Origin of the sequence: Vogesella margarita, assembly GCF_028548475.1 — a bacterium.
Lineage (GTDB): Bacteria > Pseudomonadota > Gammaproteobacteria > Burkholderiales > Chromobacteriaceae > Vogesella > Vogesella margarita.
On record NZ_JAQQLE010000011.1, the window covers coordinates 1 to 26,461 of the forward strand.

General features: G+C 65.4%; 31 protein-coding genes and 1 tRNA gene. 8 read left to right on the plus strand and 24 right to left on the minus strand.

Annotated features, from left to right (window positions below; all coding sequences use genetic code 11):
- Window positions 1-941 (minus strand): VCBS domain-containing protein (locus PQU96_RS11970; protein ID WP_272772607.1); only part of this gene is annotated, 941 nt, incomplete at its 3' end.
- A 304-nt stretch (window positions 942-1,245) separates the two neighbouring features.
- A complete protein-coding gene (locus tag PQU96_RS11975; RefSeq protein ID WP_272772608.1) occupies window positions 1,246-1,917 on the minus strand; it encodes a helix-turn-helix transcriptional regulator in 672 nt (223 codons plus the stop codon).
- A 317-nt stretch (window positions 1,918-2,234) separates the two neighbouring features.
- Between PQU96_RS11975 and PQU96_RS11980 the strand changes: the two genes are divergently transcribed.
- Together PQU96_RS11980 and PQU96_RS11985 are read left to right on the plus strand one after the other, a co-directional pair.
- Complete coding sequence (locus PQU96_RS11980; RefSeq protein ID WP_272772609.1) at window positions 2,235-2,408, plus strand: hypothetical protein; 174 nt, start codon at window positions 2,235-2,237, stop codon at window positions 2,406-2,408.
- 121 nt (window positions 2,409-2,529) lie between these two features.
- Entirely contained in the window at window positions 2,530-2,718 is a 189-nt protein-coding gene (locus tag PQU96_RS11985; RefSeq protein WP_272772610.1) for a vir-repressed protein, read from the plus strand.
- A 119-nt stretch (window positions 2,719-2,837) separates the two neighbouring features.
- On the opposite strand, the gene PQU96_RS11990 is transcribed toward PQU96_RS11985, so the two are convergent.
- Together PQU96_RS11990 and PQU96_RS11995 are read right to left on the minus strand one after the other, a co-directional pair.
- Window positions 2,838-3,293 (minus strand): hypothetical protein, encoded by a 456-nt coding sequence (locus PQU96_RS11990; RefSeq protein WP_272772611.1) that lies wholly within the window; start codon window positions 3,291-3,293, stop codon window positions 2,838-2,840.
- Between the two features lie 85 nt (window positions 3,294-3,378).
- The gene (locus PQU96_RS11995; RefSeq protein ID WP_272758727.1) at window positions 3,379-3,822 is read right to left on the minus strand and encodes an Lrp/AsnC family transcriptional regulator; all 444 of its coding nucleotides are present in this window, start codon (window positions 3,820-3,822) and stop codon (window positions 3,379-3,381) included.
- Window positions 3,823-3,948: 126 nt separating this feature from the next.
- Here PQU96_RS11995 and PQU96_RS12000 point away from each other — a divergent pair, with 126 nt between their 5' ends.
- Entirely contained in the window at window positions 3,949-4,578 is a 630-nt protein-coding gene (locus tag PQU96_RS12000; protein ID WP_272772612.1) for a LysE family translocator, read from the plus strand.
- 134 nt (window positions 4,579-4,712) lie between these two features.
- On the opposite strand, the gene pabC is transcribed toward PQU96_RS12000, so the two are convergent.
- The 10 genes from pabC to PQU96_RS12050 all read right to left on the minus strand — a co-directional run bounded on the left by pabC (window position 4,713) and on the right by PQU96_RS12050 (window position 13,562).
- Entirely contained in the window at window positions 4,713-5,507 is a 795-nt protein-coding gene (pabC, locus tag PQU96_RS12005; RefSeq protein WP_272772614.1) for an aminodeoxychorismate lyase, read from the minus strand.
- A complete protein-coding gene (locus PQU96_RS12010) occupies window positions 5,507-6,805 on the minus strand; it encodes an aminodeoxychorismate synthase component I (RefSeq protein ID WP_272772615.1) in 1,299 nt (432 codons plus the stop codon). The genes pabC and PQU96_RS12010 overlap by 1 nt, the downstream gene beginning before the upstream one ends.
- A 261-nt stretch (window positions 6,806-7,066) precedes the next feature.
- Window positions 7,067-8,308: a beta-ketoacyl-ACP synthase II gene (gene fabF / locus PQU96_RS12015; protein WP_272772616.1), complete on the minus strand. Its 1,242-nt coding sequence runs from the start codon at window positions 8,306-8,308 to the stop codon at window positions 7,067-7,069.
- A 166-nt stretch (window positions 8,309-8,474) separates the two neighbouring features.
- On the minus strand, window positions 8,475-8,714 hold the full coding sequence (acpP, locus tag PQU96_RS12020) for an acyl carrier protein (protein ID WP_047965576.1): 240 nt from the start codon (window positions 8,712-8,714) through the stop codon (window positions 8,475-8,477).
- Window positions 8,715-8,911: 197 nt separating this feature from the next.
- Window positions 8,912-9,673: a 3-oxoacyl-ACP reductase FabG gene (gene fabG, locus PQU96_RS12025; RefSeq protein ID WP_373316297.1), complete on the minus strand. Its 762-nt coding sequence runs from the start codon at window positions 9,671-9,673 to the stop codon at window positions 8,912-8,914.
- 18 nt (window positions 9,674-9,691) lie between these two features.
- Window positions 9,692-10,621 carry an ACP S-malonyltransferase gene (gene fabD / locus PQU96_RS12030; RefSeq protein WP_272772618.1) on the minus strand — a complete coding sequence of 310 codons (930 nt, stop codon included), beginning with the start codon at window positions 10,619-10,621 and terminating at the stop codon, window positions 9,692-9,694.
- A 165-nt stretch (window positions 10,622-10,786) separates the two neighbouring features.
- Entirely contained in the window at window positions 10,787-11,746 is a 960-nt protein-coding gene (locus PQU96_RS12035; protein WP_272772620.1) for a beta-ketoacyl-ACP synthase III, read from the minus strand.
- The gene (gene plsX, locus PQU96_RS12040) at window positions 11,743-12,789 is read right to left on the minus strand and encodes a phosphate acyltransferase PlsX (RefSeq protein ID WP_272772622.1); all 1,047 of its coding nucleotides are present in this window, start codon (window positions 12,787-12,789) and stop codon (window positions 11,743-11,745) included. The genes PQU96_RS12035 and plsX overlap by 4 nt, the downstream gene beginning before the upstream one ends.
- A gap of 62 nt (window positions 12,790-12,851) precedes the next feature.
- The gene (gene rpmF, locus PQU96_RS12045; RefSeq protein ID WP_017509929.1) at window positions 12,852-13,031 is read right to left on the minus strand and encodes a 50S ribosomal protein L32; all 180 of its coding nucleotides are present in this window, start codon (window positions 13,029-13,031) and stop codon (window positions 12,852-12,854) included.
- Between the two features lie 30 nt (window positions 13,032-13,061).
- On the minus strand, window positions 13,062-13,562 hold the full coding sequence (locus PQU96_RS12050; RefSeq protein WP_272772623.1) for a YceD family protein: 501 nt from the start codon (window positions 13,560-13,562) through the stop codon (window positions 13,062-13,064).
- A gap of 128 nt (window positions 13,563-13,690) precedes the next feature.
- Here PQU96_RS12050 and PQU96_RS12055 point away from each other — a divergent pair, with 128 nt between their 5' ends.
- Complete coding sequence (locus PQU96_RS12055) at window positions 13,691-14,269, plus strand: Maf family protein (protein ID WP_272772625.1); 579 nt, start codon at window positions 13,691-13,693, stop codon at window positions 14,267-14,269.
- Entirely contained in the window at window positions 14,269-14,973 is a 705-nt protein-coding gene (locus PQU96_RS12060) for an SAM-dependent methyltransferase (RefSeq protein ID WP_272772626.1), read from the plus strand. Before PQU96_RS12055 ends, PQU96_RS12060 begins: the two co-directional genes overlap by 1 nt.
- A 74-nt stretch (window positions 14,974-15,047) precedes the next feature.
- On the opposite strand, the gene PQU96_RS12065 is transcribed toward PQU96_RS12060, so the two are convergent.
- Both PQU96_RS12065 and PQU96_RS12070 read right to left on the minus strand, forming a co-directional pair.
- Complete coding sequence (locus PQU96_RS12065) at window positions 15,048-15,251, minus strand: hypothetical protein (RefSeq protein ID WP_272772627.1); 204 nt, start codon at window positions 15,249-15,251, stop codon at window positions 15,048-15,050.
- Between the two features lie 37 nt (window positions 15,252-15,288).
- Entirely contained in the window at window positions 15,289-16,152 is an 864-nt protein-coding gene (locus PQU96_RS12070) for a Rossmann-like and DUF2520 domain-containing protein (protein WP_373316299.1), read from the minus strand.
- A gap of 69 nt (window positions 16,153-16,221) precedes the next feature.
- On the opposite strand from PQU96_RS12070, the gene PQU96_RS12075 reads away from it, so the two are divergent.
- Together PQU96_RS12075 and PQU96_RS12080 are read left to right on the plus strand one after the other, a co-directional pair.
- Window positions 16,222-16,791, plus strand: coding sequence for a LemA family protein (locus PQU96_RS12075; protein ID WP_272772629.1), 570 nt, complete (start codon window positions 16,222-16,224; stop codon window positions 16,789-16,791).
- 9 nt (window positions 16,792-16,800) lie between these two features.
- Window positions 16,801-17,670, plus strand: a complete 870-nt coding sequence (locus PQU96_RS12080) for a hypothetical protein (RefSeq protein WP_272772630.1) — start codon at window positions 16,801-16,803, stop codon at window positions 17,668-17,670.
- On the opposite strand, the gene PQU96_RS12085 is transcribed toward PQU96_RS12080, so the two are convergent.
- Window positions 17,667-18,818, minus strand: coding sequence for a pyridoxal phosphate-dependent aminotransferase (locus PQU96_RS12085; protein ID WP_272772631.1), 1,152 nt, complete (start codon window positions 18,816-18,818; stop codon window positions 17,667-17,669). The genes PQU96_RS12080 and PQU96_RS12085 overlap by 4 nt on opposite strands.
- A gap of 143 nt (window positions 18,819-18,961) precedes the next feature.
- Between PQU96_RS12085 and PQU96_RS12090 the strand changes: the two genes are divergently transcribed.
- A tRNA-Ser gene (locus tag PQU96_RS12090) sits at window positions 18,962-19,051 on the plus strand.
- Window positions 19,052-19,205: 154 nt separating this feature from the next.
- Here the strand turns inward: PQU96_RS12090 and PQU96_RS12095 are convergent.
- The 7 genes from PQU96_RS12095 to PQU96_RS12125 all read right to left on the minus strand — a co-directional run bounded on the left by PQU96_RS12095 (window position 19,206) and on the right by PQU96_RS12125 (window position 26,454).
- Window positions 19,206-20,108, minus strand: coding sequence for a helix-turn-helix domain-containing protein (locus PQU96_RS12095; RefSeq protein ID WP_272772632.1), 903 nt, complete (start codon window positions 20,106-20,108; stop codon window positions 19,206-19,208).
- Window positions 20,109-20,206: 98 nt separating this feature from the next.
- Window positions 20,207-21,103: a SphA family protein gene (locus PQU96_RS12100; protein WP_272772633.1), complete on the minus strand. Its 897-nt coding sequence runs from the start codon at window positions 21,101-21,103 to the stop codon at window positions 20,207-20,209.
- A 193-nt stretch (window positions 21,104-21,296) separates the two neighbouring features.
- Window positions 21,297-22,748, minus strand: coding sequence for an aldehyde dehydrogenase (locus PQU96_RS12105; protein WP_272772635.1), 1,452 nt, complete (start codon window positions 22,746-22,748; stop codon window positions 21,297-21,299).
- 62 nt (window positions 22,749-22,810) lie between these two features.
- Window positions 22,811-22,987, minus strand: coding sequence for a Sec-independent protein translocase subunit TatA (gene tatA / locus PQU96_RS12110; RefSeq protein ID WP_272772636.1), 177 nt, complete (start codon window positions 22,985-22,987; stop codon window positions 22,811-22,813).
- Between the two features lie 61 nt (window positions 22,988-23,048).
- Window positions 23,049-23,357 carry a high-potential iron-sulfur protein gene (locus PQU96_RS12115; protein WP_272772637.1) on the minus strand — a complete coding sequence of 103 codons (309 nt, stop codon included), beginning with the start codon at window positions 23,355-23,357 and terminating at the stop codon, window positions 23,049-23,051.
- A gap of 58 nt (window positions 23,358-23,415) precedes the next feature.
- Window positions 23,416-24,888 carry an aldehyde dehydrogenase family protein gene (locus PQU96_RS12120; protein ID WP_272772639.1) on the minus strand — a complete coding sequence of 491 codons (1,473 nt, stop codon included), beginning with the start codon at window positions 24,886-24,888 and terminating at the stop codon, window positions 23,416-23,418.
- 15 nt (window positions 24,889-24,903) lie between these two features.
- Window positions 24,904-26,454, minus strand: a complete 1,551-nt coding sequence (locus tag PQU96_RS12125) for an FAD-binding oxidoreductase (protein WP_272772641.1) — start codon at window positions 26,452-26,454, stop codon at window positions 24,904-24,906.
- Window positions 26,455-26,461 lie beyond the last annotated feature (7 nt).

A 26,461-nucleotide genomic window follows, 5' to 3' on the forward strand; every position in this document is an offset into this window, starting at 1 on the left:
TACGTCCAGGCACCGCTGGCGTCGATGCTGAAGGTGCCGTAGCCGTTGCTGCCGCCCACGTCGGTCTGCGCCACGAAGTCCGCCGCGCTGTCCACGTCGCTGGCATCCAGATTGCCGCCAGTGTTCTGTGCCGCATTGCTCTCGCTCAGTTCGGCAGTGCTGGAGCCGGTGATCACCGCTGCGTCGTTGGTGCCGGTGATTGTAATGGTCGCGGTCTGCGCCACTTTGGCGCCGTGAACGTCCTCCACGAAATAGCTGACGGTAATGACTTCGGTCGCGCCGGCGGCCAGGTGATCAAAGGCCGTGCTGGCCGGGTCGACCTGCAGCTGGTTGCCGACCAGCAGCAACCCAGCCGGTGCGGTGGACGATGCCGGGCCGCCGTTGACCTGGTATGTCAACCCGCTCACCTGCAGGGTAGCGGTTTCACCGGCATCGATATCGCTGGCGTATTGCAGCAGGTTGACCCCGAACGCGGCATCACCCTCGTGCGCGGCTGCGGTGACGGCAGAACTGACGCGCGGGCCGTCATTGCTGCCCATCACATCGACGGTGACCGTGGCGTAGCTGATGGTGCCGTTGCCCAGCTGGATGGCGTAGACAAAGGAATCGTGCCTGCTCTCGCCGACGGCGAGGGAGTCCAGCCCGGTCGCGAACTTGAACTCGATCTTGCCGGCATTGATGCGGATCTGGTTGCCACAGTGCGTATCTTCCCAGCCGGTGGTGACATTACTTGTCAACAAGTCCGCCAGCGCCCCGCTACCGTCATCGATGGAGTACAGCTTCTTGGCGTTACCGCCCAGGTCATTACTCATCACGTCCAGCTTGAGGACATTGCAGCTGCTGTCGTAGTTACTGGCCGCCAGCAGCTGATCCTCGGTATACCAGTAGCAATCATCACCGGCTTGCGGTGTCTTGGTGTAGGAAACGGTGCTGATAGCCATGATGTTCTCCCTGAATGATCTGCGCTGGCCGGATGACGAGTGCGCCGCTTGCGCGTGCGCGCAAGGACGACGGAATCGGTGGCATGAGCGGCAGCGGACTTGCGGCCAACCTTGCCCGACACGGGCATGCAGGATGCGCTTGGCACATCAGGCTGGCGGCATGACGATGAGGCGCCGGAACCGGTCATGACATAGGAAGTGTAGTAAGCGGAACTTTTTAATCTACGGGAGAAACATCCCGTTATTGGCAGGAGTAAGCTCCTGAATGCCCCAGAGAGAGCTCCCGCAGGGCAGTACTATTGGCTCAGGCGGGCAGCAACAGGCCATGCTGCAGTACATAACCGAGCAGGCCATGACGATTGCTGACCCCGAACTTCTTGTAAATCACCGTCAGATGGTTACGAAGGGTACTTTCACTGATGTGCAGCTTGCCGGCGATGAGCTTGGCCGGCTCGCCGCTATTGGCCATCAGGATGGCAACGATCTTCTTCTCCTGCTCGCTCAGTGGCGGCGGCACGACACTGGCGTCCGGTAGCGGCATACCACCGTGACGCGAGAGTTCACCGAAGATACGCCCGGTAGCCTCGCGATCCAGCCACAGCTGGCCCTGGTGGACTTTCTCGATGGCGGTAAGCAGCTGCGCCTCGTCGGTGTCCCGCGTCAGCAGGCCGCGGGCGCCGAGCATGATGGCACGGTCCTGCAGCGCCCGTTCCTGCTGCCGCGTCAGCAGCAGCACCTTGCCACCACGCGCGGCCAGTGCCCGGACCAGTGCCAGGGTCGGCTCGGCATCACCATCCAGATCCAGCAGCACGACGTCACTGTCGGCACCATCCAGCGGCAGCGGCGTGGTTGCGGCGGTGCCGACCAGCGCCAGCCGTGGTGTCTGCGCCGCCAACAGGCTGGCCAACGCCGCCAGCAACAACGGGAAGTCACTGATCGCGAATACCCGCAGGGGCTGCCCTGTATCGTCTGCCATCTGGTCATGTTGCGTCTGCGTTGCCATCGTAATCCCCCGCTTATCACACCGGGCTGCATCCCTGCTTCAGCTTATGCCAAAACGGCAGCAGATCACCACCACAAAGCATGATCGACCAGGCAGACATCAAGCCGGATGCGTGCCCCCGTCATGGCTAGCTGAACCGGTGTCACACAAGCTGTACACCGTTAATACTTGTTTGCAAATGGCAGCTATCTGGTGGCAAGCACTTCGATTATCCTGAAACAGGATGAACTGCCGAGGCTGCCTGCGCGTAGTGCACCGGTACACCCGGCAAGGTACGCGAAGGAGACATCATGAGACTGCTGATGCTGATACTGGTCGCCAGCATGCTGAGTGCGTGCGTCGTGCGACCGCTGTACCCCTACCGCCACGGAGATTACTACGGCCACGACCGCTATTCACACGATGAAGGCTGGCGTGGCGATGGCTGGCGCGATGATTATCGCCACGGTGGCCGGCGTCACTAAGCCCCCGCATAGCGCGCAATATGCAAGATACGACAGGGCCGGCCTACGCCGGCTCTGCCCATAACCGATTCAAGCGGTCGTCAGCAATGGCGGCCCCTGTATAGCCATAGCGAGAACCACCATGAAAACCATCCTGTTCGCCCTGATCGCCGCCAGTAGTCTGTCGGCCTGTGTGGTGCAACCTGCACGCGTCAAGCTGCGCTCTCCCGTCGTGCTGGAGCCGGTCGTGATCGAGCCAGTCTACGATGACCACTATCATCGCGGCGGCGGCTTCTGCCCGCCAGGGCAGGCGATGAAGGGCCGCTGCTAAAGGTTGGCCGCAACGCACTCGCCAGCATGAGCCGGATGGGCACGCCGACACCGGCTGCCCGTGGCATTCCGATGCTCCGTTGCTCACCCTCCAGGCAAACCGGCGGTGGTAACAGGCTATCAATGCATGAAGGTCAGAAAGCTCCATGCCACCATGATGTTCGACATCAGGACAAGACCCGCCGTGAAGCTGATACCGGAAAACAGCGCCCAGATGCTTAATAGTTGCTCCCAGTCCGGCAGCTGCGCTGCCAGCTCCTTGGCCAGATAGTGGCTGGCCAGTAATAACGCACACAGGACAGCCCACTTGAGCAGATAGCCAGGCAGGTATTTGCGTTGCTCCCGGTTGTAGCGGTAGTTCTGCTCGCGCAGCATCTGGTCACCACGCGAGACATCCCGGAACAGCCAGTAGGGAATGAAGTACAGATACAGCAGATAACACAAACCGGGCTCCGTCGTGTTGCTCATGACCGCCCCTCCCCCCGTCGAGTCCGGCAGCACAGAGTCCTGAACGCCGACCAGCGTATCGCCTGCAACCGCCCTGCTGACACTATAGCCACTGCCTTCGCCCGTCATGTCATGATCGACAGACCAGCTGGTACCCAGCCAGGATCTCCCTTACCGGAGAGCGCATCAGCAACGGCAAGTCCGCTGACGCTTTCTACCTCGGTGGCAGCACCGGCCGGTTGCTGAGAGGGGTCGACAGGATGATGCTGGTGCGTGTCTCGCCCAGATCGTTCAGCCGCGATACCAGCAGCTCCAGGTGCGACACGTCGCGCGCCAGCACGCGGAAAACGTAGGAATCGACCCCGGTCACATGGTGGCACTCCTGCACTTCCGCCATCGCGGCCAACCTTTCCAGCAGCACCTTCTTCGCCGGTTGCGGCACGGTGATGCCGACCAGCGCCGACAGCGCGAAGCCGGCCTTGAGCGGCGCCACCACGGCGTGGTAGCCGCTGATCACCCCCGCCTCTTCCAGCCGCTTCACCCGCTCCGATACCGCCGGCACCGACAAGCCCACTGTCTGCGCCAGTTCGGTCAGCGATTGCCGCGCATTGTCCTGCAACGCCTGCAGGATCAGCCACGATTTGCCATCCACTTCCATTTGCAAGCCTTTCTGCCGTTTGGCCTAAGAATATAAACCCGACATCGCATTCTGGCGAAGATACCTCATGGTGCGCGCGGCGTCGCCGTTGCACACTAGCTCATCACATCGAGGAGCAAGATGCCAATGGAAAACAGCCGCCTGTTTGTCGAAGCCGCCCTCATCGGGCTGGCGATTGCCGCGCCGGTCGGGCCGGTGGGTTTGTTGTGCATCGAGCGCACGCTGCGCCAAGGTGCGGCCACCGGCTTTGTCACCGGGCTGGGCGCCGCCACCGCCGACGCCATCTACGCCGCGATCGGCGCCGCCGGCCTCGGCACGCTGATCGCGCTGCTGACGCGGCTGGCGACGCCGCTGGCGCTGGCCGGCTGCGTGCTGCTGCTGTATCTGGGCATCGCCACCCTGCGCCGCGACGCGGCCAGCCACGCCGCCCGTGCCGCCGGCGCGCACAGCCTGCCACGCGCCTACGGCAGCGCGCTGGCGCTGACGCTGACCAACCCGATGACCATCCTGTCCTTCATCGCCATCTTCGCCGGGCTGGCCGGCGCGCGCACGCCGTCGCTGGCCGACAGCGTGCTGATGGTGGTGGGGGTGTTCGCCGGCTCGGCGCTGTGGTGGCTGGTGCTGGCCTACGGCGGCGGCCGGCTGCTGTCGCGGCTGGGCGCGCGCGGGCAGCTGATGGTCGACAAGGCCTGCGGCGTGCTGCTGATCGGCTTTGCGCTGCTGCTGGCGTGGCGCACGCTGGCGGGATGGCACTGAGCCAGTACCGCAGCGGCATGACGGGGAACAGCGGTGGCACAAGGCTCAGCTCAGGGGAGGACGGCGAGTGCCGGCCAGTGCTAACAGGCCATCACCCATAGCGTGACCATGCTGGCGTGGCCGCCGGCGATGGATCAGACCAGCTGCTGCAGGCGGCGGGTCAGCGCGCCGGGCTGCCACTGCCGCGCCGCCAGCTGCCGCAGCGGCCAGATGCCGGCCAGGCTGTTGCAGACGAAGACCTCGTCCGCCGCCAGCACCTCATCCGGTGACAGCCGCGCCTCGCGCACCGACAGGCCAAGGTTGGCCGCAGTGTCGATCACGCAGGCGCGCATGGCGCCGGACACGCCGCAGCGGTCCAGCGGCGGGGTGATCAGCACGCCGTTCTGCACGATGAACAGGTTGCTCATGGTGCCCTCCACCACCGTGCCGTCCATGTCCAGCATCAGCCCTTCGGCGATGGCCGGATCCGTCCACTCGCTGCGCGCCAGCACGTTTTCCAGACGGTTGAGGTGCTTGATGCCGGCCAGGCACGGCTGGATCGCCAGCCGCGTGTCGCACCAGCGCGCGACGATGCCCTGCTGCGCCCGCTCCGGCGGGTAACCGCCCCAGGCGCTGGCGCTGACAATGCGGGTCGGGCTGCATTCCGACGGCATCGCGTAGCCGCGCTGGCCGGTGCCACGGGTGAGCACGATCTTGACCACCGCGCGCTCAAGGTTGGCCGCCACGCTGGCGATCTCGCGCAGCAGCAGCGCCTCGTCCGGGCACGGCAGGCGCAGCGCGGCGCAGTCTGCGGCCAACCTTTGCCACTGCCAGGGCCACAGCAGCGGCGTGCCATGGCGCGCCTCCAGCGTGCGGTAGATGCCGTCGCCGTAGGCCAGGCCACGGTCACTGGCGCTGATGCTATCGCCGGGCAGGCCGTTGATCAGCATCAGGCTTGCTCCACGCCCAGCGCACGCAGCAGGCCGCGTGCCTTGTGGCGGGTTTCCTGCAGTTCACGCTCGGGATCGGAATCAGCAACGATGCCGCCGCCGGCACGGAAGCGCAGTTGCTGCCCCTGCTGCATGAAGGTACGGATCAGGATATTCACATCCAGCGTACCGTCGCGGTTGAGGTAGCCGAGGCTACCGGTGTAGGCGCGGCGCGCGCTGTTTTCCAGCTCGCGGATGATCTGCATGGTGCGCACCTTGGGGCAACCGGTGATGGTGCCGCCGGGGAACAACGCGCGGAACACGTCCACGGTGTCCACGCCGGGACGGATGCGGCCGCGGACATTGGATTCGATGTGGTGCACGTAGGCGTAGCTGGCCACCGCCATCAGCTCGTTGACTTCCACCGTGCCCGGCTGGCAGATGCGCCCCAGGTCGTTGCGCTCCAGGTCGATCAGCATCACGTGCTCGGCGCGCTCCTTGATGCTGGAAATCAGCCGCTGCTTCAGCGCGGCGTCCTCAGCCGCATCGGGCGAGCGCGGATGGGTGCCGGCGATGGGGCGGGTGTCGACCCAGCCGTCGTGCACGCGCACCAGCCGCTCCGGCGAAGAGCTGACAATGTGCGCGTCGCCAAAATCGGCCAGCGCCGAGAACGGCGCTGGGTTGGCGCGGCGCAGCGCGGCGTACAGGTCCACCGGGCGCACTTCCTCGCCCAGCGTGGCACGCCAGCCGCGCGAGATGTTGACCTGGAACACGTCGCCTTCGTAGATGTAGTCCTTGAGCTTGACCACAGCGTCGGTGTACCAGTGCGGCGGATCTTCTTCCAGCGTTTGCAGCACCACCGGGTTGGCCGCAAACGGCTCCGATTCCACCAGCGCCTGTTTCAGCGCGTCCAGCTGCGCCGGCGTTTCCGCCAGCAGCCAGCTTTCGCGCTTCACGCGGTCATGCAGCAGCGCGGCGGGAATGCGGCTGAGCACCGCCAGCGGGAAGCTGTCGCTGATCGCCTGCGGCACGCTGGGCTCGAACTCGGACAGCAGGTCGTAACCGAGATAGACAAACCAGCCGCCGCTGAACGGCAGCCGGTGCGGATTGTCCACCGCCTGCGGCAGCGGCAGCGCGCGTACGTCGTCGAGGAATAGCGCGCCCTCGCCTTCGCGATAGACGCGGGTGTGCTGTGGCAGGGCCATCAGGATGTCCCAGCCGCTGTCACCCGACGACTGCATCAGGTAGGGGAAACGGGCGCGATCGTGGGCGTGCAGGGCCAGCAGATCGGGGGTAAAACTCAGCAGTTCACAGTGCATGGCAGCAGGGCCCGAGGTTCAGTTGCGGCAAGAGTGGCGGGGTGGCCGGCCGGGCGCGGACGGCGGTGATTGACTCGCGCCGACCGCCACCTAATAGGACTATACATCCGCCGCCATGCCTTGCCAGCGCGACTGCGGCAGCCGGCGCCACCCGCCCTCTCGCGGCAACAGCAACGTCATGTTGGCCGCAAAAAGAAAAGACCGCGCGAGTTTATCGCAGCGGTCTTGGCTGTCAACGGTTTCGACACCGTTGGGCAGGGCTTACACGCGCTTGAATACCAGCGTGCCGTTGGTACCGCCAAACCCGAAGGAGTTGGAGATCGCCACGTCGATTTTCATGTCGCGCGCGGTATTGGCGCAGTAGTCCAGATCGCAGCCGCCTTCGATATCCTGATCGTGCAGGTTGATGGTCGGTGGCGATACCTGGTTGTGCACGGCCAGGATCGAGTAGATCGCTTCCACGCCGCCGGCGCCGCCCAGCAGGTGGCCGGTCATCGACTTGGTGGAGTTCACGACCAGCTTCTTGGCGTGATCGCCGAACGCGATCTTCAGCGCGTTGGTTTCGTTGGCGTCGCCCAGCGGCGTGGAGGTGCCGTGCGCGTTCACGTACTGCACGTCTTCCGGATTCAGCCTGGCGTCGCGCAGCGCGTTCAGCACGCCGCGGGCCGGGCCTTCGGCGCTCGGCGCGGTGATGTGGTGCGCGTCGGAGCTCATGCCGAAGCCGACCAGCTCGGCGTAGATCTTGGCGCCGCGCTTGACCGCGTGCTCGTACTCTTCCAGTACCAGCACACCGGCGCCCTCGCCCATCACGAAGCCGTCACGGCCCTTGTCCCACGGCCGCGAGGCGGTCGCCGGATCGTCGTTGCGGGTCGACAGTGCCTTCATCGCGGCAAAGCCGCCTACCGCCAGGCTGGAGATGGTGCCTTCGGCGCCACCGGCTACCATCACGTCGGCGTCACCGTACTGGATCACACGCGCAGCGTCGCCGATGCAGTGCGCACCGGTGGTGCAGGCGGACACGATGCCGTAGCTCGGACCCTGATAGCCCTTGAGGATGGATACGTGACCGGCCACCATGTTGATCAGCGAGCCGGGAATGAAGAACGGGCCGATCTTGCGGATGCCGCCTTCGTGGCGGGCGACGCCGGTTTCCTCGATCAGCGGCAGGCCGCCGATACCGGAGCCGATGTTCACGCCGACGCGGGTCTTATCCAGGCCCGGCACGTCGTCGAGGCCGGAATCGGCCACCGCCTGCAGCGCAGCCGCAATGCCGTAATGGATGAACACATCCATGCGGCGCGCGTCTTTCGCCGAAATGTACTGGGTAATGTCGAAGCCTTTGACTTCACCCGCAACCTGGCAGGCAATATCACTGGCATCGAAGCGGGTAATGGTGGTGATACCACTCTTGCCGGCCAGGAGATTGGCCCAGCCACTGCTCACATCGTTGCCGACCGGGGACACATGGCCCAGGCCGGTCACTACTACTCTGCGTTTTGACACAGGGTATCTCCGCGAAAAAAGGGAGGGAATCTCCCGATAGTCCTGAACGGACGGGCTCGATGGCGGGCCATCAAGTCAAACGCACGTTTCAGAGCCACGACAGCAAAAGACCCCTGCAGGCGAGCCTAGGCTACACCGGCAGAGGTCCTGGTAAGCCCCGGGGGGATTACTTGTTCAGGTGAGCCGTAACGTAGTCTACTGCTTGCTGAACGGTGGTGATCTTCTCGGCTTCTTCATCCGGGATTTCGCACTCGAACTCTTCTTCCAGTGCCATTACCAGTTCAACGGTATCCAGGGAGTCGGCGCCCAGATCGTCAACAAACGAAGAGTCGATTTTAACTTCGGCTTCGTTCACGCCCAGTTGCTCGGCAACGATCTTTTTAACGCGCGCTTCGATGTTTTCCATTTGTTTAAATCCTTTACCTTTCTGTGTACGGGACAACAAAACCCCGCCATTCTACAAAAAAAACCTGCTCAAGCCTACCGCAGTCACATCATTGACTCGATATTGACCACGAATCGGCAGTCAGTCCGGCTTTTGACCCGTCAGCATGCTCATGCTGCACTGGCAAAAACCCCAAAACCATTCGTTCTTGCTGCCGCTTACGGCATCAGCATGCCGCCGTTCACGTGCAGGGTCTGGCCTGTCACGTAAGCCGCGCGGTCGGACGCCAGGAAATCCACGGCATCGGCGATGTCCTGCGCCGCGCCCAGGCGACCCAGTGCAATCTGTTGTACCAACGCCTCACGCTGCGCTTCCGGCAGCGCGCGGGTCATGTCGGTATCGATGAAACCCGGTGCCACGCAGTTCACGGTAATACCGCGGCTGCCGACCTCGCGCGCCATCGACTTGGTGAAGCCCATGATGCCGGCCTTGGCGGCGGCGTAGTTGGCCTGACCGGCGTTGCCCATCGCGCCGACTACCGAGGCGATGTTGATGATGCGGCCCCAGCGGGCCTTCATCATGCCGCGCATCACGGCCTTGGACGCCTTGAATACCGACTTCAGGTTGGTATCCATGATCGCGTCCCAGTCTTCTTCCTTCATGCGCATCAACAGGCCGTCGCGGGTGATGCCGGCGTTGTTCACCAGAATCGCCACATCGCCGTATTCCTTGCTGATGGTGTCGACCAGCGCATCGATGGCGCCGTCTTCGCCGACGTTCAGCACCATGCCGACCCCGCCCCACTGCGCCAGGCGCTCGCCGATGGCGGCGGCGCCGCTTTCGGAAGTGGCGGTACCGATCACCTTGGCGCCGGCGGCGGCCAGGGTATCGGCGATGGCGGCACCGATGCCGCGCGAGGCGCCGGTAACCAGCGCAACCTTACCTTGCAAACTCATTGTCTCTCTCCTGGCTGGCCGCATGCGGCCAACCTTGTGTCTTTACGCCAGCTCGGCGCGGGCAGCTTCCAGCTTGGCGGCATCGGTCAGCGCGTGGCAGTTCACGTTGCCGTCGATACGCTTGGCGAGGCCAGCCAGTACCTTGCCCGGGCCGCACTCGGCCATCTGTACAATGCCACCGGCAGCCAGCTGCTGGATGGTTTCGGTCCAGCGCACCGGACGGTACAGCTGGCGCGTCAGCGCGTCGCGGATCTGGTCGGCGCTGTCGTAGGCGGCAACGTCGGCATTATGCAGCACCGGAATCTGCGGCGAGTTGATCTGGATCGTGGCCAGTGCCGCGGCCAGCTTGTCGGCGGCAGGCTTCATCAGCGAGCAGTGCGACGGCACCGATACCGGCAAGGGCAGCGCGCGCTTGGCACCTTTGGCCTTGCACAGCTCCATTGCGCGTTCCACCGCGGCCTTGTTGCCGGCAATCACCACCTGGCCCGGCGAGTTGAAATTCACCGGCTCCACCACTTCGCCCTGTGCCGCTTCGGCGCAGGCGGCGCGGATGTCGTCGTCGGACAGGTTGAGGATCGCGGCCATCGCGCCCTCACCGGCCGGTACCGCGTCCTGCATCGCTTCGGCGCGCAGGCGCACCAGCTTCACCGCATCGGCAAAATCCAGCGCCCCGGCAGCCACCAGCGCGCTGTACTCGCCCAGGCTGTGCCCGGCGAGGGCAACCGGCAAGGCACCGCCTTGCGCGAGCCAGGCACGATAGGTCGCCACACCGGCTGCCAGCATCAGCGGCTGGGTGTTGACGGTGGCGTTGATCGCGTCGGCGGTTTCCGCCTGCAGCATCGCCCACAGGTCTTCACCCAGGGCGGCCGAGGCTTCGTCGAAAGTCTGTTTTACTACCGGCAGGTCGGCAAAGCCGTCCATCATTTTCAGGCTCTGCGAGCCCTGGCCGGGAAAAAGAAAGGCAAACGCCATCTCGGGGTCTCCTTTTTGAAACGGGGTGAATAATGACGACTTGCCGGCCTTAATGCAAAAAAACGATCAAACATCCGTATGAATGGAGGTTTGTCGCAGTTGGCCGCCGATTACCGTCAATCAGATGGAAAACGGGCACGACAATGCCGTGCCCGTCTGCTGTTTTTAGTAGCGCAGCAGCAGCGCGCCCCAGGTGAAGCCACCGCCGATGCCTTCCATCAGCACGGTCTGGCCGCGCCGGATCTGGCCAGTGCGCACCGCGTGATCGAAGGCCAGCGGGATGGAGGCGGCCGAGGTATTGCCCTGCTCCGGCAGGGTCACGATGACCTTGTCCATCGACAGCTGCAGGTGCCTAGCTGTCGCCTCGATGATGCGGAGATTGGCCTGGTGCGGCACCAGCCAGTCCACGCTGTCCTGCTGCACACCGGCCTCGGCCAGGGTTTTTTCCGCGATATCGGACAGGGCCTTGACCGCGAACTTGAATACCGCCGGACCATCCATGTACAGGAACGGGGTGCCGTCCACTTCGCCACCGGCAATCTGCGCCTCGGTCTTGAGGATATCGCGATAGCGGCCGTCTGCGGCCAACTTGGCATGCAGGATGCCCGGCTCGTCGGACGGCCCCACCACCACAGCACCGGCACCGTCGCCGAACAGCACGCAGGTGCGGCGGTCGCTCCAGTCCAGCAGGCGGCTCATCACTTCGGCGCCCACCACCAGCACGTTTTTCGCCATGCCGCTCTTGATGTAGCCGTTGGCGGTGGCCAGCGCGTAGACGAAGCCGGCGCAGACGGCCTGCACGTCGAAGGCAGGCACGCCGGGAATGCCCAGCTTTTCCTGCAGGATGCTGGCGGTGCTCGGGAACACCATGTCGGGGGTGGTGGTAGCCAGGATGATCAGGTCGATGTCGCTGGCCTGCAGCCCGGCGCTTTCCAGCGCACGCTGCGCCGCGATGTAAGCCAGGTCACTGGTTTTCTGGTCGTCTGCCGCGATGTGGCGCGCGCGAATGCCAGTGCGAGAGACAATCCACTCGTCACTGGTTTCGATACGCTCGGCCAGCATGGCATTGGTCATGACGGTATCCGGCAGGTAGCTGCCGGTACCGAGAATGCGGGAATAGGTCATGCGCTGTCTTTAGCTTCTGACTCGGATTGCTTGATATTTTGTAATTGAACGGCAACCCGGTCTGCAATGTGACCAATCACGTTGGCGCGAACTTCCTCGCAAGCCTGCTCCAGCGCGATACGGAACCCCAGCGCGTCGGTGCCACCATGGCTTTTCACCACGATTCCCCGCAGGCCCAGAAAACTGGCGCCATTGTAACGACGGGGATCGACACGGGCCTTGAACAGCTTGAGCACCGGCATGGCAGCCAGGGCGCACAGCTTGGTCCACCATGTACGGGCAAACTCTTCGCGCAGGAAGGTAGAAATCATGTGCGCCAGCCCCTCGGAGGCTTTCAGCGCGACATTACCGGTAAAGCCATCGCAGACTACCACATCTACCGTCGACTTGAAGATGTCGTTGCCTTCGACGTTACCGTAGAAATTGAGGCCGGATTCGCGCAGCAGCTCGGCCGCACGCTTGATCGACTCGGTGCCCTTGATGTCCTCGGAGCCGATATTCAACAAGCCGACGCTTGGATTCGGACGATGTTCGAGGCTGGCCACCAGTTCGGAACCCATGATGCCGAACTGCAACAACTGCTCCGGCGAGCAATCGATATTGGCACCCAGATCCAGCACGCAGGTATTGCCCTTGATGCCGGGCATCATCTTGGCGATGGCGGGGCGGTCAATACCGGGAATGGTTTTCAGGACGAATTTGGCCGTCGCCATCAGCGCGCCGGTGTTCCCTGCGGAAACCGCTGCCTGCGCCAGGCCTTCCTTGACCAAATTGATGGACACCCGCATCGACGAGTCTTTCTTGTTCTTCAGCGCCAGCTGCGGCGACTCGTCCATCCCCACCACTTCGGAGGCATGACGAACCGTGATGCGCGCACGCACGGAAGCCGGCAGCGCCATCAGCTCGGCTTCGATTGCCGCCTGATCGCCCACCAGTACAAGACTGACATCGGGAGTGTCGCTAAGGAACTGGACAGATGCAGGGACAGTGACCTTGAGGCCAACGTCACCGCCCATTGCATCGACCGCTACGGTGATAGTCATCAACGTGACACGGTAGTTAACCTACCTGTTGTTATGAAGGTAAGGATAATCGTAAGGAGCGATTACTCGCCCTTGGCCTTCACAACCTGACGACCACGGTAGAAGCCGTTCGGGCTGATGTGATGACGCAGGTGGGTTTCACCGGTAGTCGGCTCTTTAGCGAGCGACGGAGCGGTCAGAAAATCGTGTGCGCGGTGCATGCCACGCTTGGACGGGGACTTTTTGTTCTGTTGAACAGCCATGGTCGACTCCTAAGGATTCAAGTTAAACGTTCAGGACTTGGATTGCTTCAACGCCGCCAGTACCGCAAACGGATTAGGCTTGTCGGCCTTGGCGCGCTTCAGTTCTTCCGTGTCGCAGTCGTCGTGCATCAACGACAGCGGCAAGCCCATGATAATTTCGTCTTCGATCAGTGCGATAACGTCGAAAGTTTCTTCCGCCAGAATGGCGTCCAGTTCGTCATCGGCCTCTACCGCTGCTTCCAGCTTGTCCTCGCGGGAGAACAGAGTAATCACGCCCTCTGCTTCCAGTTCGAACGGCATCGGCGTCAGGCAACGCTGACATTCAACGCTGAGCGTGACAGACAGACAGTAACGCAGCGACGGTCGCAGCAGGCGGTCCTGAAAACCTTCCACGGCGAATTTCACCACGCCAGCATCGGATGCCAGCAGCTCATGTACGCGCTCGGCGAGCGCCGCAACCGGCCGTTCGTTCTGCAACGAAGCGCCATCGCGGGCAAACGCGAGCGGATCAATCAAAATCGGGTTAGACATAAACCCGGCATGATATTATCAGCGCCATCACTTTGTCAAAACAAACCAGCATACTGACTGCGGCAGCGGTGGCAACAAGCCATTGATGCAACAGGCAGCCTGCGCCCTTTTTCCCACGGATAACCGACATGCAGATCGTGCTTGCCTCTACCTCTCCCTACCGCCGCGAAATCGTGGAACGCCTCGGCCTGCCCGTCACCGCCGTGGCGCCGGTGTGCGACGAAACCCCGCTGGCGGGTGAAACCGCACTCGACACCGCCGTGCGCCTGGCGCGCAGCAAGGCGATGTCGCTGGCGGAGCGCTTCCCCGACGCGCTGATCATCGGCGGCGACCAGGTGGCCCTGCTGGACGGCCAGCAGATCGGCAAGCCGGGCAGCTTCGAAAACGGCGTGCAGATGCTGAAGTGGATGAGCGGCCGCACCGTGGTGTTTCATTCCGCCCTAGCGCTGTACAACAGCCGCAGCGGCCATATCCAGGAAGACGTGGGTCTTACCCGCGTTACCCTGCGCCAGCTGACCGAACAGCAGATCCGCAACTACCTGACGCGCGAACCGGACGCACTCCACTGCGCCGGCAGTGCCAAGAGCGAGACGCTGGGCGGTGCGCTGCTGCAGAAGGTGGAAGCCGACGACCCCAACGCACTGATCGGCGTACCGCTGTTCGCGCTGGTGACCATGTTGCAGAACGAAGGCGTGGAGATCCTGTGATGGCCGGCACCCTGTACCTGATCCCCACCCCGCTGGGCGAGGGTGATACCCCGTGGCTGCCGGAAGGCGAACGCGCCCGCGTCACCCACATCACGCACTTTGTGGTGGAGGCGGAAAAAACCGCACGCAAGCACCTGAAGCAGCTGGGCGTCACCACGCCGATCCGCGAGCTGGTGATGAACACGCTGAACGAGCACACCAAGCCGGCGGAAGTGGCCGCGCTGCTGGCACCGTTGGCCGCAGGGCTGGACGTAGGGCTGGTCTCGGAAGCCGGCTGCCCGGCGGTGGCCGACCCCGGCGCGCAACTGGTGGCGCTGGCGCACGAGAAAGGCTACCGCGTGGAGCCGCTGATCGGGCCGTCGTCCATCCTGCTGGCGATGATGGCCAGCGGCGCCAACGGCCAGTGCTTTGCCTTCCACGGCTACTTGCCGGTGGACGCCGCCGAGCGCGGCAAGGCCATCAAGGCGCTGGAGGCCCGCTCGCGACAGAACAACGAAACCCAGCTGTTCATCGAGACGCCGTACCGTAACAACGCGCTGCTGCAACAACTGCGCGAGACGCTGGCACCGGCCACCCGCCTGTGCGTGGCCGCCGACCTGACCGCGCCGACACAGACCATCGTCAGCCGGCTGGTGAAGGACTGGCCAAAGGAAGCGCCGGACTTCCACAAGCGGCCGGCGATTTTCGTGATCCACGCCGCCTGACGGCAAAAGGTTGGCCGCAACGCTTGCGGCCAACCTTTGTTCAGACGCGCGACAACAAGCAACACCGGCGCCCCTTAGCCATACCCGCCACCGCGCCCTTGCAGTTCCCGACACACCGCCTCGGCCAGCTCCTCCAGATCAAACACCCCGCACAAGGCCGCCCGCTCCGGCGCTCCGACCGCGGCGGAGCTGCCCGGATAGTCGTCACTCTCGCCCTGGCGCCGCAATTCGTGCCGCAGCGCCGCCAGCACCACCTGCCGCAGTCCGTCGTCCATCATCCCGACTCCTCTATCCGGCACCCATCACACCCCGACGCTAAACGGCCAGCATCCCCAGCACCTCTGCCAGCGCACGCTGCTGCGCCGCCGTCAGCCGCGTTGCGGCCAGGCTTGCCGTTGCCTGCCCCAGTGCGCAGTACAGCGCATCGTCCTGCGCCGACAATACCGCGCGATGTTTGGCCACCGTGCCAGCATCGCCGCGCGCGATCGGTCCGGTCAGCGCCGCCTGCGGCCCCAGCACCAACGTGTTGTCCAGTGTCTGCCGCATCAGCCCGCCCAGCACCGCGGCGGCCACCTCGTCCGTCATGCCGGCCTGCGCCGCCACCCGCGCCGCCAGGTCGTGCAGCGTGACCAGGTAATTCGAGGCGATGGACAGCGCGGCGTGGTAGGCCGCCTTACCGCCCGGCGCCAGTACGAAGGGCACGCCGCCGATATCTGCGGCCAAGCTTTGCAACAGTGGCAAGGCCGCGACATCCCCCTCCAGCGCGCAGCGGGTACCGGCAAAACCGGCCACCGCGCGCGCCGGATCGGCAAAGGAAAACGCCGGATGCAGACTGGCGCAGTACACACCCCGCGCCGCCAGCGGCGCCAGCAAGGCCGCCTCACCGACGCCACTGGCATGACACACCACGCTGCCGGCGGCAATCACCTCCGCTTCCGCGAGCGCGGCGGCCACGGCGGCAATCTCGCCGTCCGGCACCGCCAGCAGGGTGATGTCGACCGCCGGCAAGGCCGCCAGATCCGTCAGCGCCATGCCGGCACCGACGAAGTCTCGCGCCGCCAGCGCCGACGCCCGGCTGCGGCACAGCAGCGCGCCGATGCGGTAGCGGCCGCTGTCGTGCGCCAGCCGCGCCACGCTCTTGCCCAGACGTCCGCCGCCGACAATATTGAGAGAAATCATCCCGCCCCTTTCTTGACACCCGCCAGCGCCGCGGTGACGATGGCATCGAATTTCATAGGACACCCGCCCATGCCATTTTTCCTGTTCGTTTCTGCATTCGTGGTGCTGTTTTTCTACGGTATCCTGCTCTACAACGGCCTGGTCCGCCTGAAGCACGAGGTAGGCAAGAGCTGGGCCAATATCGACGTGCTGCTGAAACAGCGCCACGACGAGATCCCCAAGCTTGTCGACGTCTGCCGCCACTACGGCCAGTTCGAGCAGGACACCCTGACGCAGGTGATGGAAGCGCGTGCCGCGATGTCGGAGGCCGCCCGCGCCGGCAACGTTGGCCGCATCGGCGAGCTGGAAGGCCAGCTGCGCGGCCTGCTCGGCCAGATTTTCGCGGTGGCCGAGGCCTACCCGGAGCTGAAGGCCAACGTGCAGTTCAGCCACCTGGCGCAGCGCATCAGCCAGCTGGAGGACGGCATCGCCGACCGCCGCGAACTCTACAATGAAGCGGTCAACAACAACAACGTGCGCATCGAGCAATTCCCGGACGTCTTCGTCGCCAGGCTGTTCGGCTTCCGCACCGCGCGCGCGCTGCGTTTTGCCGAAGCGGAAAAGCGCGACGTCGACGTCAAAGCGCTGTTCGAACGCTGAGTCACGCCCATGCTCCTGCAACAGCGCTACGCCTCGCTGCTACCCTACCCCTTGCTGGCCCTGCTAGCCTGGCAACTGGACACCCTGCCTCCGCGCCTGCTGCCGGCGGCCGGTGCGCTGTTCGGCGTGACACTGTGGCTGCACTTCTATCGTCACTACCGCCACGTGGCCGACACCCCGACCACCACCTCGCGCGCCGCGGCACAGGGCTATTGCGAATGTTTCGGCGAGGCCGCAGCGCTGGACGGCCCGCCGCTGGTGACCCCGTTCGGCGGCATGCGCTGCGTGTGGTACCAGGCGGAACGGCGCCCGAACGGTCGCCAGCAGCAGCCACGGCACAGCGAACGGCTATGCAGCGACGACTCGTTCCGGCTGCTGGACCGGCGCGGCGAGGTCATCGTGCAACCGGAAGGCGCCAGCGTCGAGGCCCGTCACCAACACAGCTGGCACGACGGCGACGACGTGCTGAGCGAGCGCTGGATTGCCATCGGCGACCCGCTGTACGCGCTGGGCGAGCTGCGCAGCCTCGGCGGCCAACCGGACCGGCAGGCCTTCCGCGACGACCTGCAACTGACGCTGAACGAATGGAAACGGGACCCGGCAGGGCTGCTGCGCCGCTTCGACCGGGACGGCGACGGCACGCTCAGCAGCGAGGAGTGGGAACACGCGCGCCAGGCCGCCCACGCCGAGGTTGGCCGCAACCACCGCGCGCTGGCCGCCATCCCACTCGGCCATCACCTGCAGCGCCCCGCCGACCGCCGCCCCTTCATCATCAGCTGGCGCTCGCCACAGGATACCGCCCGCACCCTGCGCCGGCTGGCGTGGAGTCACGCCGCCTGCGCGCTGCTGGCGGCGCTGTGGCTGGCGCGCGGCGGTTAGCGCACCGTCTTCATGCGTGCCACCGCTTCGGCCAGCCGCTCGATACCGGTGGTGTAGGCCACCCGCACATAGCTGCCGGCGCGGTGGCTGCCGAAATCCGCCCCCGGCGTGATCGCCACCTTCACCTCGTCCAGCATGCGCTGGCAGTAGGCAAAGCTGTCGTCCGTCACCGCCGACACGTCGGCGTAGACATAGAAGGCACCGTCCGGCACCGCGTCGATGCGCCAGCCCAGTTCCGGCAAGGCCTGCAGCAGGAAATCGCGACGCCGGCCAAACTCGGCGCGGCGGCTTTCCAATACATCCAGCACCGCCGGCTGGAACGCGGCCAACGCCGCGTGCTGTGCCGAGGCCGGCGGGCACAGGAACAGGTTCTGCGCCAGCCGGATCGCCGGCTCCACGTAATCCTGCGGCACCACCAGCCAGCCCAGCCGCCAGCCGGTCATCTGGAAATACTTGGAGAAACTGTTGATCACGAAGGCGTCGTCCGCCAGCTGCAAGGCCGAGAACGAATCGGCGCCATAGGTCAGCCCCTGGTAGATCTCGTCCACGATCAGCGCGCCGCCATGGGCGCGACAGCGTTCGGCCAGTGCGCTGATCTCCTCGCGGCTGAGCACGGTGCCGGTCGGGTTGGCCGGCGTGGCCACCATCGCCGCCACCGTGTTCGGCTGCCAGTTGGCGTCCAGCTCGTCGGCCAGCAACTGGTAACGCGTCGCCGCGCCGACCGGCACCGCCTGCGGCACGCCGCCGAGCAGGCTGACGAAATGGCGGTTGCACGGGTAGGTCGGATCGGCCATCAGCACGCCGTCGCCCTCGTCCACCAGCAACGACAGGGCAATCTGCAGCGCACCGGACGCACCCGGGGTGACGATGATGCGCTCCGGCGCCACGGTCACGCCGAAGCGCGACTGGTAGAACGCGGCAATCGCCTGGCGCAGCTCGGCCAGCCCCTGCGCCGCGGTGTAATAGGTATGCCCCGCCGCCAGCGACGCACGACCAGCATCGACGATGGCCTGCGGCGTGGCGAAGTCCGGCTCGCCCACTTCCAGGTGGATCACGTCATGACCGGCCGCCTGCAAGGCGCGGGCCTTTTCCAGAATCGCCATCACCTGGAACGGGGCAATGGCGGACAGGCGTTTTGACAGTTTCACGGCAATCCCTTTAGTTAGCGTTATCGACGCCCAGCCTGGCGCGTCATCGGCCGCCAGTATGCCGCAGCCACCGTCCTGCACCAATATTCATGAAATGCGCTTGACCGATCAAAATTCGATGTCTATAATGCGCAGCCTGAGTCGGAGAGGTGGCAGAGTGGTCGAATGTACCTGACTCGAAATCAGGCGTACGTGCGAGCGTACCGAGGGTTCGAATCCCTCCCTCTCCGCCAGACCAGCATCTAAGCCCTTGAGCAATCAAGGGCTTTTTTGTTTTTCCTCGGCATAAAAAGCCCCCGGCTTCCATCTACGCAGCCAGACCGGCGCCAGCCTCCCCCGCCACTAAAAACACTTATACCAATACCGGCGACAGCAATCCCGCCGCGCTCACGGCCAGTCGGCGTAGTTGCGGATCGCCAATGCCTCGTGGCTGCTGAGCTGCTGCTTGGCCTCCAGCCGGTATCGCGCCGGGGTCAGCCCGGTGCGCAGGCGGAAGAAGCGGCTGAAGTGGGTGGTGCTGCGAAAGCCGAGATCGGCGGCGACCTGTTCGATGGTCAGCCCGGAACGCACCAGCCGCAGGCAGGCCTCGTGGGTGAGGCGGTCGTGCAGCAGCTCCAGCGGCGTGCGCTTGAGGGTGCGCACGCAGATGTCGTGCAGACGGTCGTGGGAGATGCCCAGCTCGGCGGCGTAGCGGGCGATCTTCCAGTGTTCGCGCAGGTGCAGCTCGGCCAGGTGGCGAAAGCGCATCAGCAGCGTCGAATTGGTGCTGTGCCCCTGCTGGCTGACATCCTCCAGCCCGGACAGGCGCCAGCAGTGGATCAGGATCAGCGCCAGATGGGCGGTGAGATAGCTCCACGACGCCTTGCCACCCAGCTTCAGCTCGCGCTCGATGCTGCGGAACGAGGCGCTCATCTCCTGCACTGCCTCGGCGGCGTCGAGGCGGTTCTGCACGACGCGGCGATCGGCCAGATAGCGCAGCGGCACCGACTCCGCGCCCTGCCCCGCCGCCTCCTTCACCAGCACATCCGACAGCGACAGCAGGTAGCCGGCGCTGCCGGGGCTGACGCGCAGATGGCTTTGCGGCGGCACGTTGACCCAGGCCAGCGCCGGCGCCGCCAGCTCGATGCTGTCCTTGTCCAGGCTGAGGCTGGCGCTGCCGCTTGTCAGCAGGATCGCCGCGCGCGCGGTGTCGTGGCGGCCGTTGGCCAGTGCGTAGCGGCGGGTATCGAGCGTGGTGTCGATACGGTGGGCGGCGGCGTGGGCGTTGATGCGCTGGGCGACGGGGGTCATGGGCAGGCCGCGACGAGGGAGGACAAAGACACATGATAACGGCACTGCGCCGCCATGCGGAGCACGGCGGCGCAGTGGCGGACATCATGCGTGCCGGCTTAGAACGGCAGCGTCATGCGCAGCTTGAATTCGGAACCGCGGGCGCGGTTGGCCACGCCGCTTTCGCGCTGCCACTTGGCGGTGACGAAGTAGCCCTTGCCATTGTCGTACTTGATCGACGGGCCGATGGCGAAGGCCTTGCCGCGGTTGCCGTGCGCCGCCACGTTCGGCCCGACATCGTCGGTGACCTGGCGATAGGCGTAGCCGCCCACGCCGGCTACCCAGCCATTGCCGAAGCCCCAGCCCAGCGCGTAGTCGGCGTGCACTTCCTGGCCGCTGCGGTAGTCGGTGTCCTTGTTCTTCCAGTTGTAGTCGTACATCAGCTTCACGTCGGCGTTGATGCCGCGGGGCTGCACGTAGCTCACCGCCAGCAGCGGCTCCACGTTCCAGTAGTTGCGGCCAACGTTGACGAGATCGTTCTTGTCGAACTGGCCGGTGGGCGCGTTGATGTCCAGGCCCGCGTAGTAGTGCAGCTTGTCGCTGACGTGATAGGCGGCGCCGCCGCCGAGCACGATGTCGCCCAGCTCGCGCTTGCGCTGCGACTGGCCGTTGACCGTGGCGTCGACCTCCACCAGCGGGGTGATCGCGTGCATCGCCAGCTGGCCGCCGGCCAGCGGCAGGTCGCTCACCCAGATGAAGCGCGGCGCCACCGCGTTGACCCGCAGCTTGAAGTCCACCGGCAGCTCGTCGCCGTTGTTGTCGCGCAGCGAATCGGCGCGGTAGCTGGAGGCATAGCCCAGCACGTAGAAGCCCGGAGGCGGCAAGGCGCCGGTCAGGTAGTTCTCGTTGCCGTTGGGGTACATGCCGCCGCCGCCCTCGGTGGCCCAGCCGGCGGATGCCAGCGACAGCAAGGCGCCTGCGGTGACGAGGGTGGTGAGCGCTCTGGATTGTTGCATGATGAATCTCTCCGTTTTATTTATATGTCATTAATGATGAGGATGAAAAAGCGCTGCCTGCACGACTAGGCAAACGGGACGGGCAGCGCAGCGTCCCGCTGCAAAGGTTGGCCGCACACCGTGCGTCCGGATGGGGCGCGGCGCCTGGCCGGCTACGGCCCGGTGGGCCGCCGCCAGATACGGCTGGATCCTGTTAGATCGGATACTGCTGTACGCCGCGCTGGATGCTGATCCAGCGCAGCTCGGTAAATTCGTCTATCGCGGCTCGGCCGCCGAAACGGCCGTAACCGCTGTCCTTCACCCCACCGAACGGGATTTGCGCCTGGTCCAGCACCGTCGGACCGTTGATGTGGCAGATGCCGGACTCGATGCGGCGGGCCACTTCCAGCGCGCGCAGCACGTCGCCGCCGAACACCGCCGCCGACAGCCCGTACTCGGAGTCGTTGGCCAGCGAGATCGCCTCTTCCACGTCGTCAAAGCGCAGCACCGCCACCACCGGGCCGAACGACTCCTCGCCGTACAGCCGCATCGCCGCGGTGACGTGATCGACCACCGTGGCCGCCATCACGCTGCCGCGGGCGTGGCCGCCGGTGACAAGCTCGGCGCCCTTGCCGACCGCGTCCTGCACCAGCGCCGTGATGCGCTCGGCGGCGCCGGCGCTGATCATCGGCCCCAGCGCGCAGCCCGGCTCGTCCGGCAGCCCGGCCTTCAGGCTCAGCGCCTTGTCGGCCAGGCGCTGCACGAATTCGTCCGCCACCTTGCTGTCCACGATGATGCGCTCGGTCGACATGCAGATCTGGCCCTGGTTGAAGAAGGCGCCAAACGCCGCCGCCTTCACCGCCTCGTCCAGATCGGCGTCGTCCAGCACCACGAACGGCGCCTTGCCGCCCAGCTCCAGCAGGCAGCGTTTCAGGTAGCGCGCGGCGATCTCGGCGATGCTGCGGCCAACCCGGGTGGAGCCGGTGAAGTTCACCCGCCGCACCGCCGGGTGGCGGATCAGCGCCTCCACCACGCGGGCCGCGTCGGCCGGCGCATTCAGCACCACGTTGAGCACGCCCGGCGGCAGCCCGGCCTCGGCCAGCACCTCGCCCAGCAGGCGGTGGGTGTACGGGCACAGCTCGGAGCCTTTGAGCACCACGGTGTTGCCGCAGGCCAGAGGCATCGCCACCGCCCGCGCCGCCAGCAACACCGGCGCATTCCATGGCGCGAAGGCCAGCACCACCCCCGCCGGCTGGCGCAGCACCATCTCGATGGCGCCGGCGCGGCTGGACGGCGGCAGCTCGCCCTGGATCTGCGTCACCAGCGCCGCCGCCTCGCGGAAGATGTTGGCCGCCAGCTGGCAGTTGAAGCTGCCCCAGGCCGCGGTGGCGCCGGTTTCCGCCGTCATCGCGGCGCTGAAATCGTCGCTGCGCGCCACGATCAGGTCGGCGGCGCGGTCCAGCAGCGCGCGCCGCTGTTGCGGCAGCATCGCCGCCCAGGCGCCAAACGCCACCGTGGCGGCATTCACCGCCGCCAGCGCGCTGTCCACGCTCGCCGCCGCCGCCACGGTGGCGACCTCGCCATTGACCGGGTTGAGACAGTCGAAGGTGGCGCCGTCGGACGAGGCGACATCCCGGTTATCGATGAACAGCTGGGCGTGCAGCATGGCGCTCTCCGCAGGGTGATGGGTGATGCTGCGTTTGTATGCCGGCGCGCGCCGGCAGGCAACTAGCTTTTCGGCGTGGCGTCGTTTGCGGGCGGCTCGCCCTCACCCTGCATGCCCTGCTTGAAGCCGCGTACCGCACCGCCCAGGTCGGCGCCGACATGGCGCAGTTTTTTGGTGCCGAACACCAGCAGCACCACTGCCAGCACGATCAACCAGTGCCACAGGCTGAATGAACCCATTGCGCTCTCCTTGCGCCCGCCACGGCCGGCTTGCGGCCAACCCTGGCCCGGCGATTAACGGTCAGGCCTTCTTGACGTAGACGTTGCACCAGCCCTTGCCGGCGACCTGCTTGCCGGCCAGCATCGGACAGGGCGCGAAGGCGTCGCTGGCCTTGCCCTGGTAGAACTGACAGTTGCTGCAGGCCTGGCCGGCGACGTATTTCGGCTGCTTGGCCTTGTCGACCTTGGCGGCGTCGGCGACGTAGCCCAGCGCCACGGCGGTCGGGTCCTTCGCGTCCACCTTCGGGGCGGCGGCCAGCGCGCCGCGGGCCACGGCCAGCGCGGACACGACACCGACGCTCTTGATCAGGAAATTGCGACGTGATTGCATGGTTTGCTCCTTGATGCGCCGGCGGCCTGGCCGCCGGCGTACGGCAAGATGAAAAGGATCAGAACGGGTACGGGCGCGGCTGGAACTGCAGCGTCACCCACTGCGCGCGGGTGAACTCCTCGATCGCCCACTCGCCGTTGAAACGGCCGAGGCCGGAGTTCTTCTCGCCGCCGAACGGCGCGTTGGTCTGGTCGTCGACGGTGATGTCGTTGATGTGGCACATGCCGCTGCGGATGCCGCGGGCGAAGTGCAGGCCACGGGCGTAGTCGCGGGTGAACACGGCGGCGGACAGGCCGTACTCGCTGGCATTGGCCAGCGCCAGCGCGTGCGCCTCGTCGCGGGCCTTGATCACCGGCAGCACCGGGCCGAAGGTCTCGTCCACGGCGATGGACCAGCTCGGGTCCACGTCCACGAACAGGTGCGGCGGCAACACGTTGCCCTGCGGTGCGCCGCCGACCAGCAGCGTGGCGCCGTCCTTCTTCGCCTGCTCGATCTTGGACAGCACGCCGTCCAGCTGCTTGCCGTTGATCAGCGGGCCGACGATGTTGGCCGCATCGGCCGGATCGCCGTACGGCAGCTGCTCGACGCGCGCCTTCAGCGCGGCCACGAAGGCATCGTGCACCTTGGCGTCGACGATCACGCGGTTGGTGCTCATGCAGATCTGGCCCTGGTGCAGGAAGCGGCCGACCACGGCCGCCTGCGCCGCCTGTTCGATGTCGGCGTCGTCCAGCACCACCAGCGGCGCGTTGCCGCCCAGCTCCAGCGCCACGCGCTTGATGTGCTGGCCGCCGGTCGCGATGCGGCCAACGTTGCGACCCACCTCGGTGGAACCGGTGAACGAGATCAGGCTCGGCACCGGATGCGCGACGAAGTGGTCGCCGATCTCGCTGCCGGCACCGACCACCACGCTGAACAGCCCGGCCGGCAGGCCGGCTTCCTCGTAGATCTTGGCCAGCAGCAGGCCGCCGGTCACCGGCGTATCGCTGGCCGGCTTCACCACCACCGCGTTGCCCAGCGCCAGCGCCGGGGCGACGGAGCGCGCGGTCAGGTGGTAGGGGAAGTTCCACGGGCTGATCACGCCGACCACGCCCAGCGGCGCGCGGTAGACCCGGCTTTCCTGGTTCGGGATGGCGGAAGCCAGGATGCGGCCCTCGACGCGGTTGCAGAAGGTGGCCGACTCCTGGGTGATGCGGCGCGCGCTATCCCATTCGATGATCGCCTTCAGGCGCGAGCTGCCGGATTCGCGCACGATCCAGTCCTGGATCTCCTCGGCGCGCGCCAGCATGATTTCCACCGCGCGGTGCAGCACCGCGGCACGCTCTTCCGGCAGGCGGGCCGCCCATTCGGTCTGCGCAGCGGCGGCGGCGGCGTAGGCCGCGTCCACGTCGGCGCGGCTGGCCAGCTGCAGCTGCAGCAGGACATCGCCGGAGTACGGGTTGGTATCGGTCAGCTGCTGGCTGGAGCTGCCGCGGCGCCACTGGCCGGCAATCGGCTGCAGTTCGAAGCCGTCGTATGCTTGTTTCGTTGTCATCGCTAGTTTCCTGCCTTAGATGCGGATGCCGGACTTGCCCGGTGCCAGAATGCCGTTCGGGTCCAGCGCGCGCTTGATGGTTTTTTCCAGCTTGCGTTTCACCGGGCCGTAGCTGTTGGCCACCCGTTCCTGGAAGGCGGTGTTGACGCGGTACACCGCGTAGCCTTCCTTCTCGAACTCGTCCAGCAGCTCGTTGAAGCAGGCATTGGCGCGCTTGGTTTCTTCCTCGCTGCTGCGGTCGTACAGCACGTCGATCACGTGGTGCATGTCGCGCCAGCCGACGATGAATTCGCCGACGTAGTCGAGGCCGTGCTTGTTGAGGATGGTCTTGGCCAGCTTCACCTGCTTGTCGCACTCGCTGCCGCGCGCCTGGCTGACCGGGGCGAACCACATCGAGCCGCCGCCGCCGCGCCAGTTGTAGAGGCCGAATTCCTGCAGGTTGGGCACGCCGGACATCAGCTGCGCGCGGTACTTGAACGGCTGGCGGTCACCGGCCTCTTCCTGGGTCACGATGCGGCCCTTGCCGGCCTTCTTGATGGTGTCGGTGACGATCTTCCAGTTCACCTCCACCTGCTCCGGCGAGCCGTACAGCGCGGCGTACACGTTCCAGGCGCCCAGGTGCTTGTCCTTCTGAATCTGCTTGACGATGTGATCCGGGGTGTGGCCGGGCGTGGTGATGTAGTCGGAACGACGGGTGTTGCAGGTGGCCGCTTCCCACAGCGTGCCGGCGATCACCACCGCGTTGGGGATGATCTGTGCGATACGCAGCGGGCGCAGCATTTCCACGATCTCGCTGATGTCGGCCTCGTTGTCGAACTTGATCTCGAACGGCTTGAACACCGGCGGCTTGGGCATCAGCCAGAAGCCCATCTTGGTGCAGATGCCGTAGTTGGACTGGGTGAACATGCCGTCCAGCGTCGGGCCGTAACCCCACTTGAACACCTGCCACGCCTTGTCGCCCTTCACGCCGCCCATGCCGGTGCGGTACACGTCGCCGTTGGCCAGCACCACTTCCATGCCGCACTGCATCAGGAAGTGCTCGCCGTACGGGGTGTAGCCGACGCCGCGGTCCATGGTGTTGCCGACCGGGCCGGCGATGGCCGACGGTGCCGAGAACGACAGCATCAGCGGCAGCTTGTTGTCCTCGATGTAGTCGTACAGCTGCTGGTAGGTGACGCCCGGCTCCACCAGCGCGGTGCACAGCTCCGGATCGATATTGATGATCTTGTTCATCTTGCGCAGGTCGAGCACGATCTGGCCGCGCTCCACCGGCGCCGCCGAGCCGTAGCCGAAGTTGCGGCCGGTGGAGATGGTCCACACCGGGATCTTGTATTCGTTGCAGATCTTCACCACCGCCTGCACCTGCTCCACGGTGGTGGCCATCACGATGGCGGACGGGATGTGTTTCTCGGTTTCCACCGCCATCATCACCTTGGTGTAGGGCTGCAGGTGTTCGCCGGAAGTCAGCACGTTTTCCTTGCCCAGTGCGGCGGTGAACTTCTTGATGGCCGCGTCGAAACGGGCCTCGCTGACGCCCTTGGGCAGGGCAAGATATTTACTAGCCATGAGATAA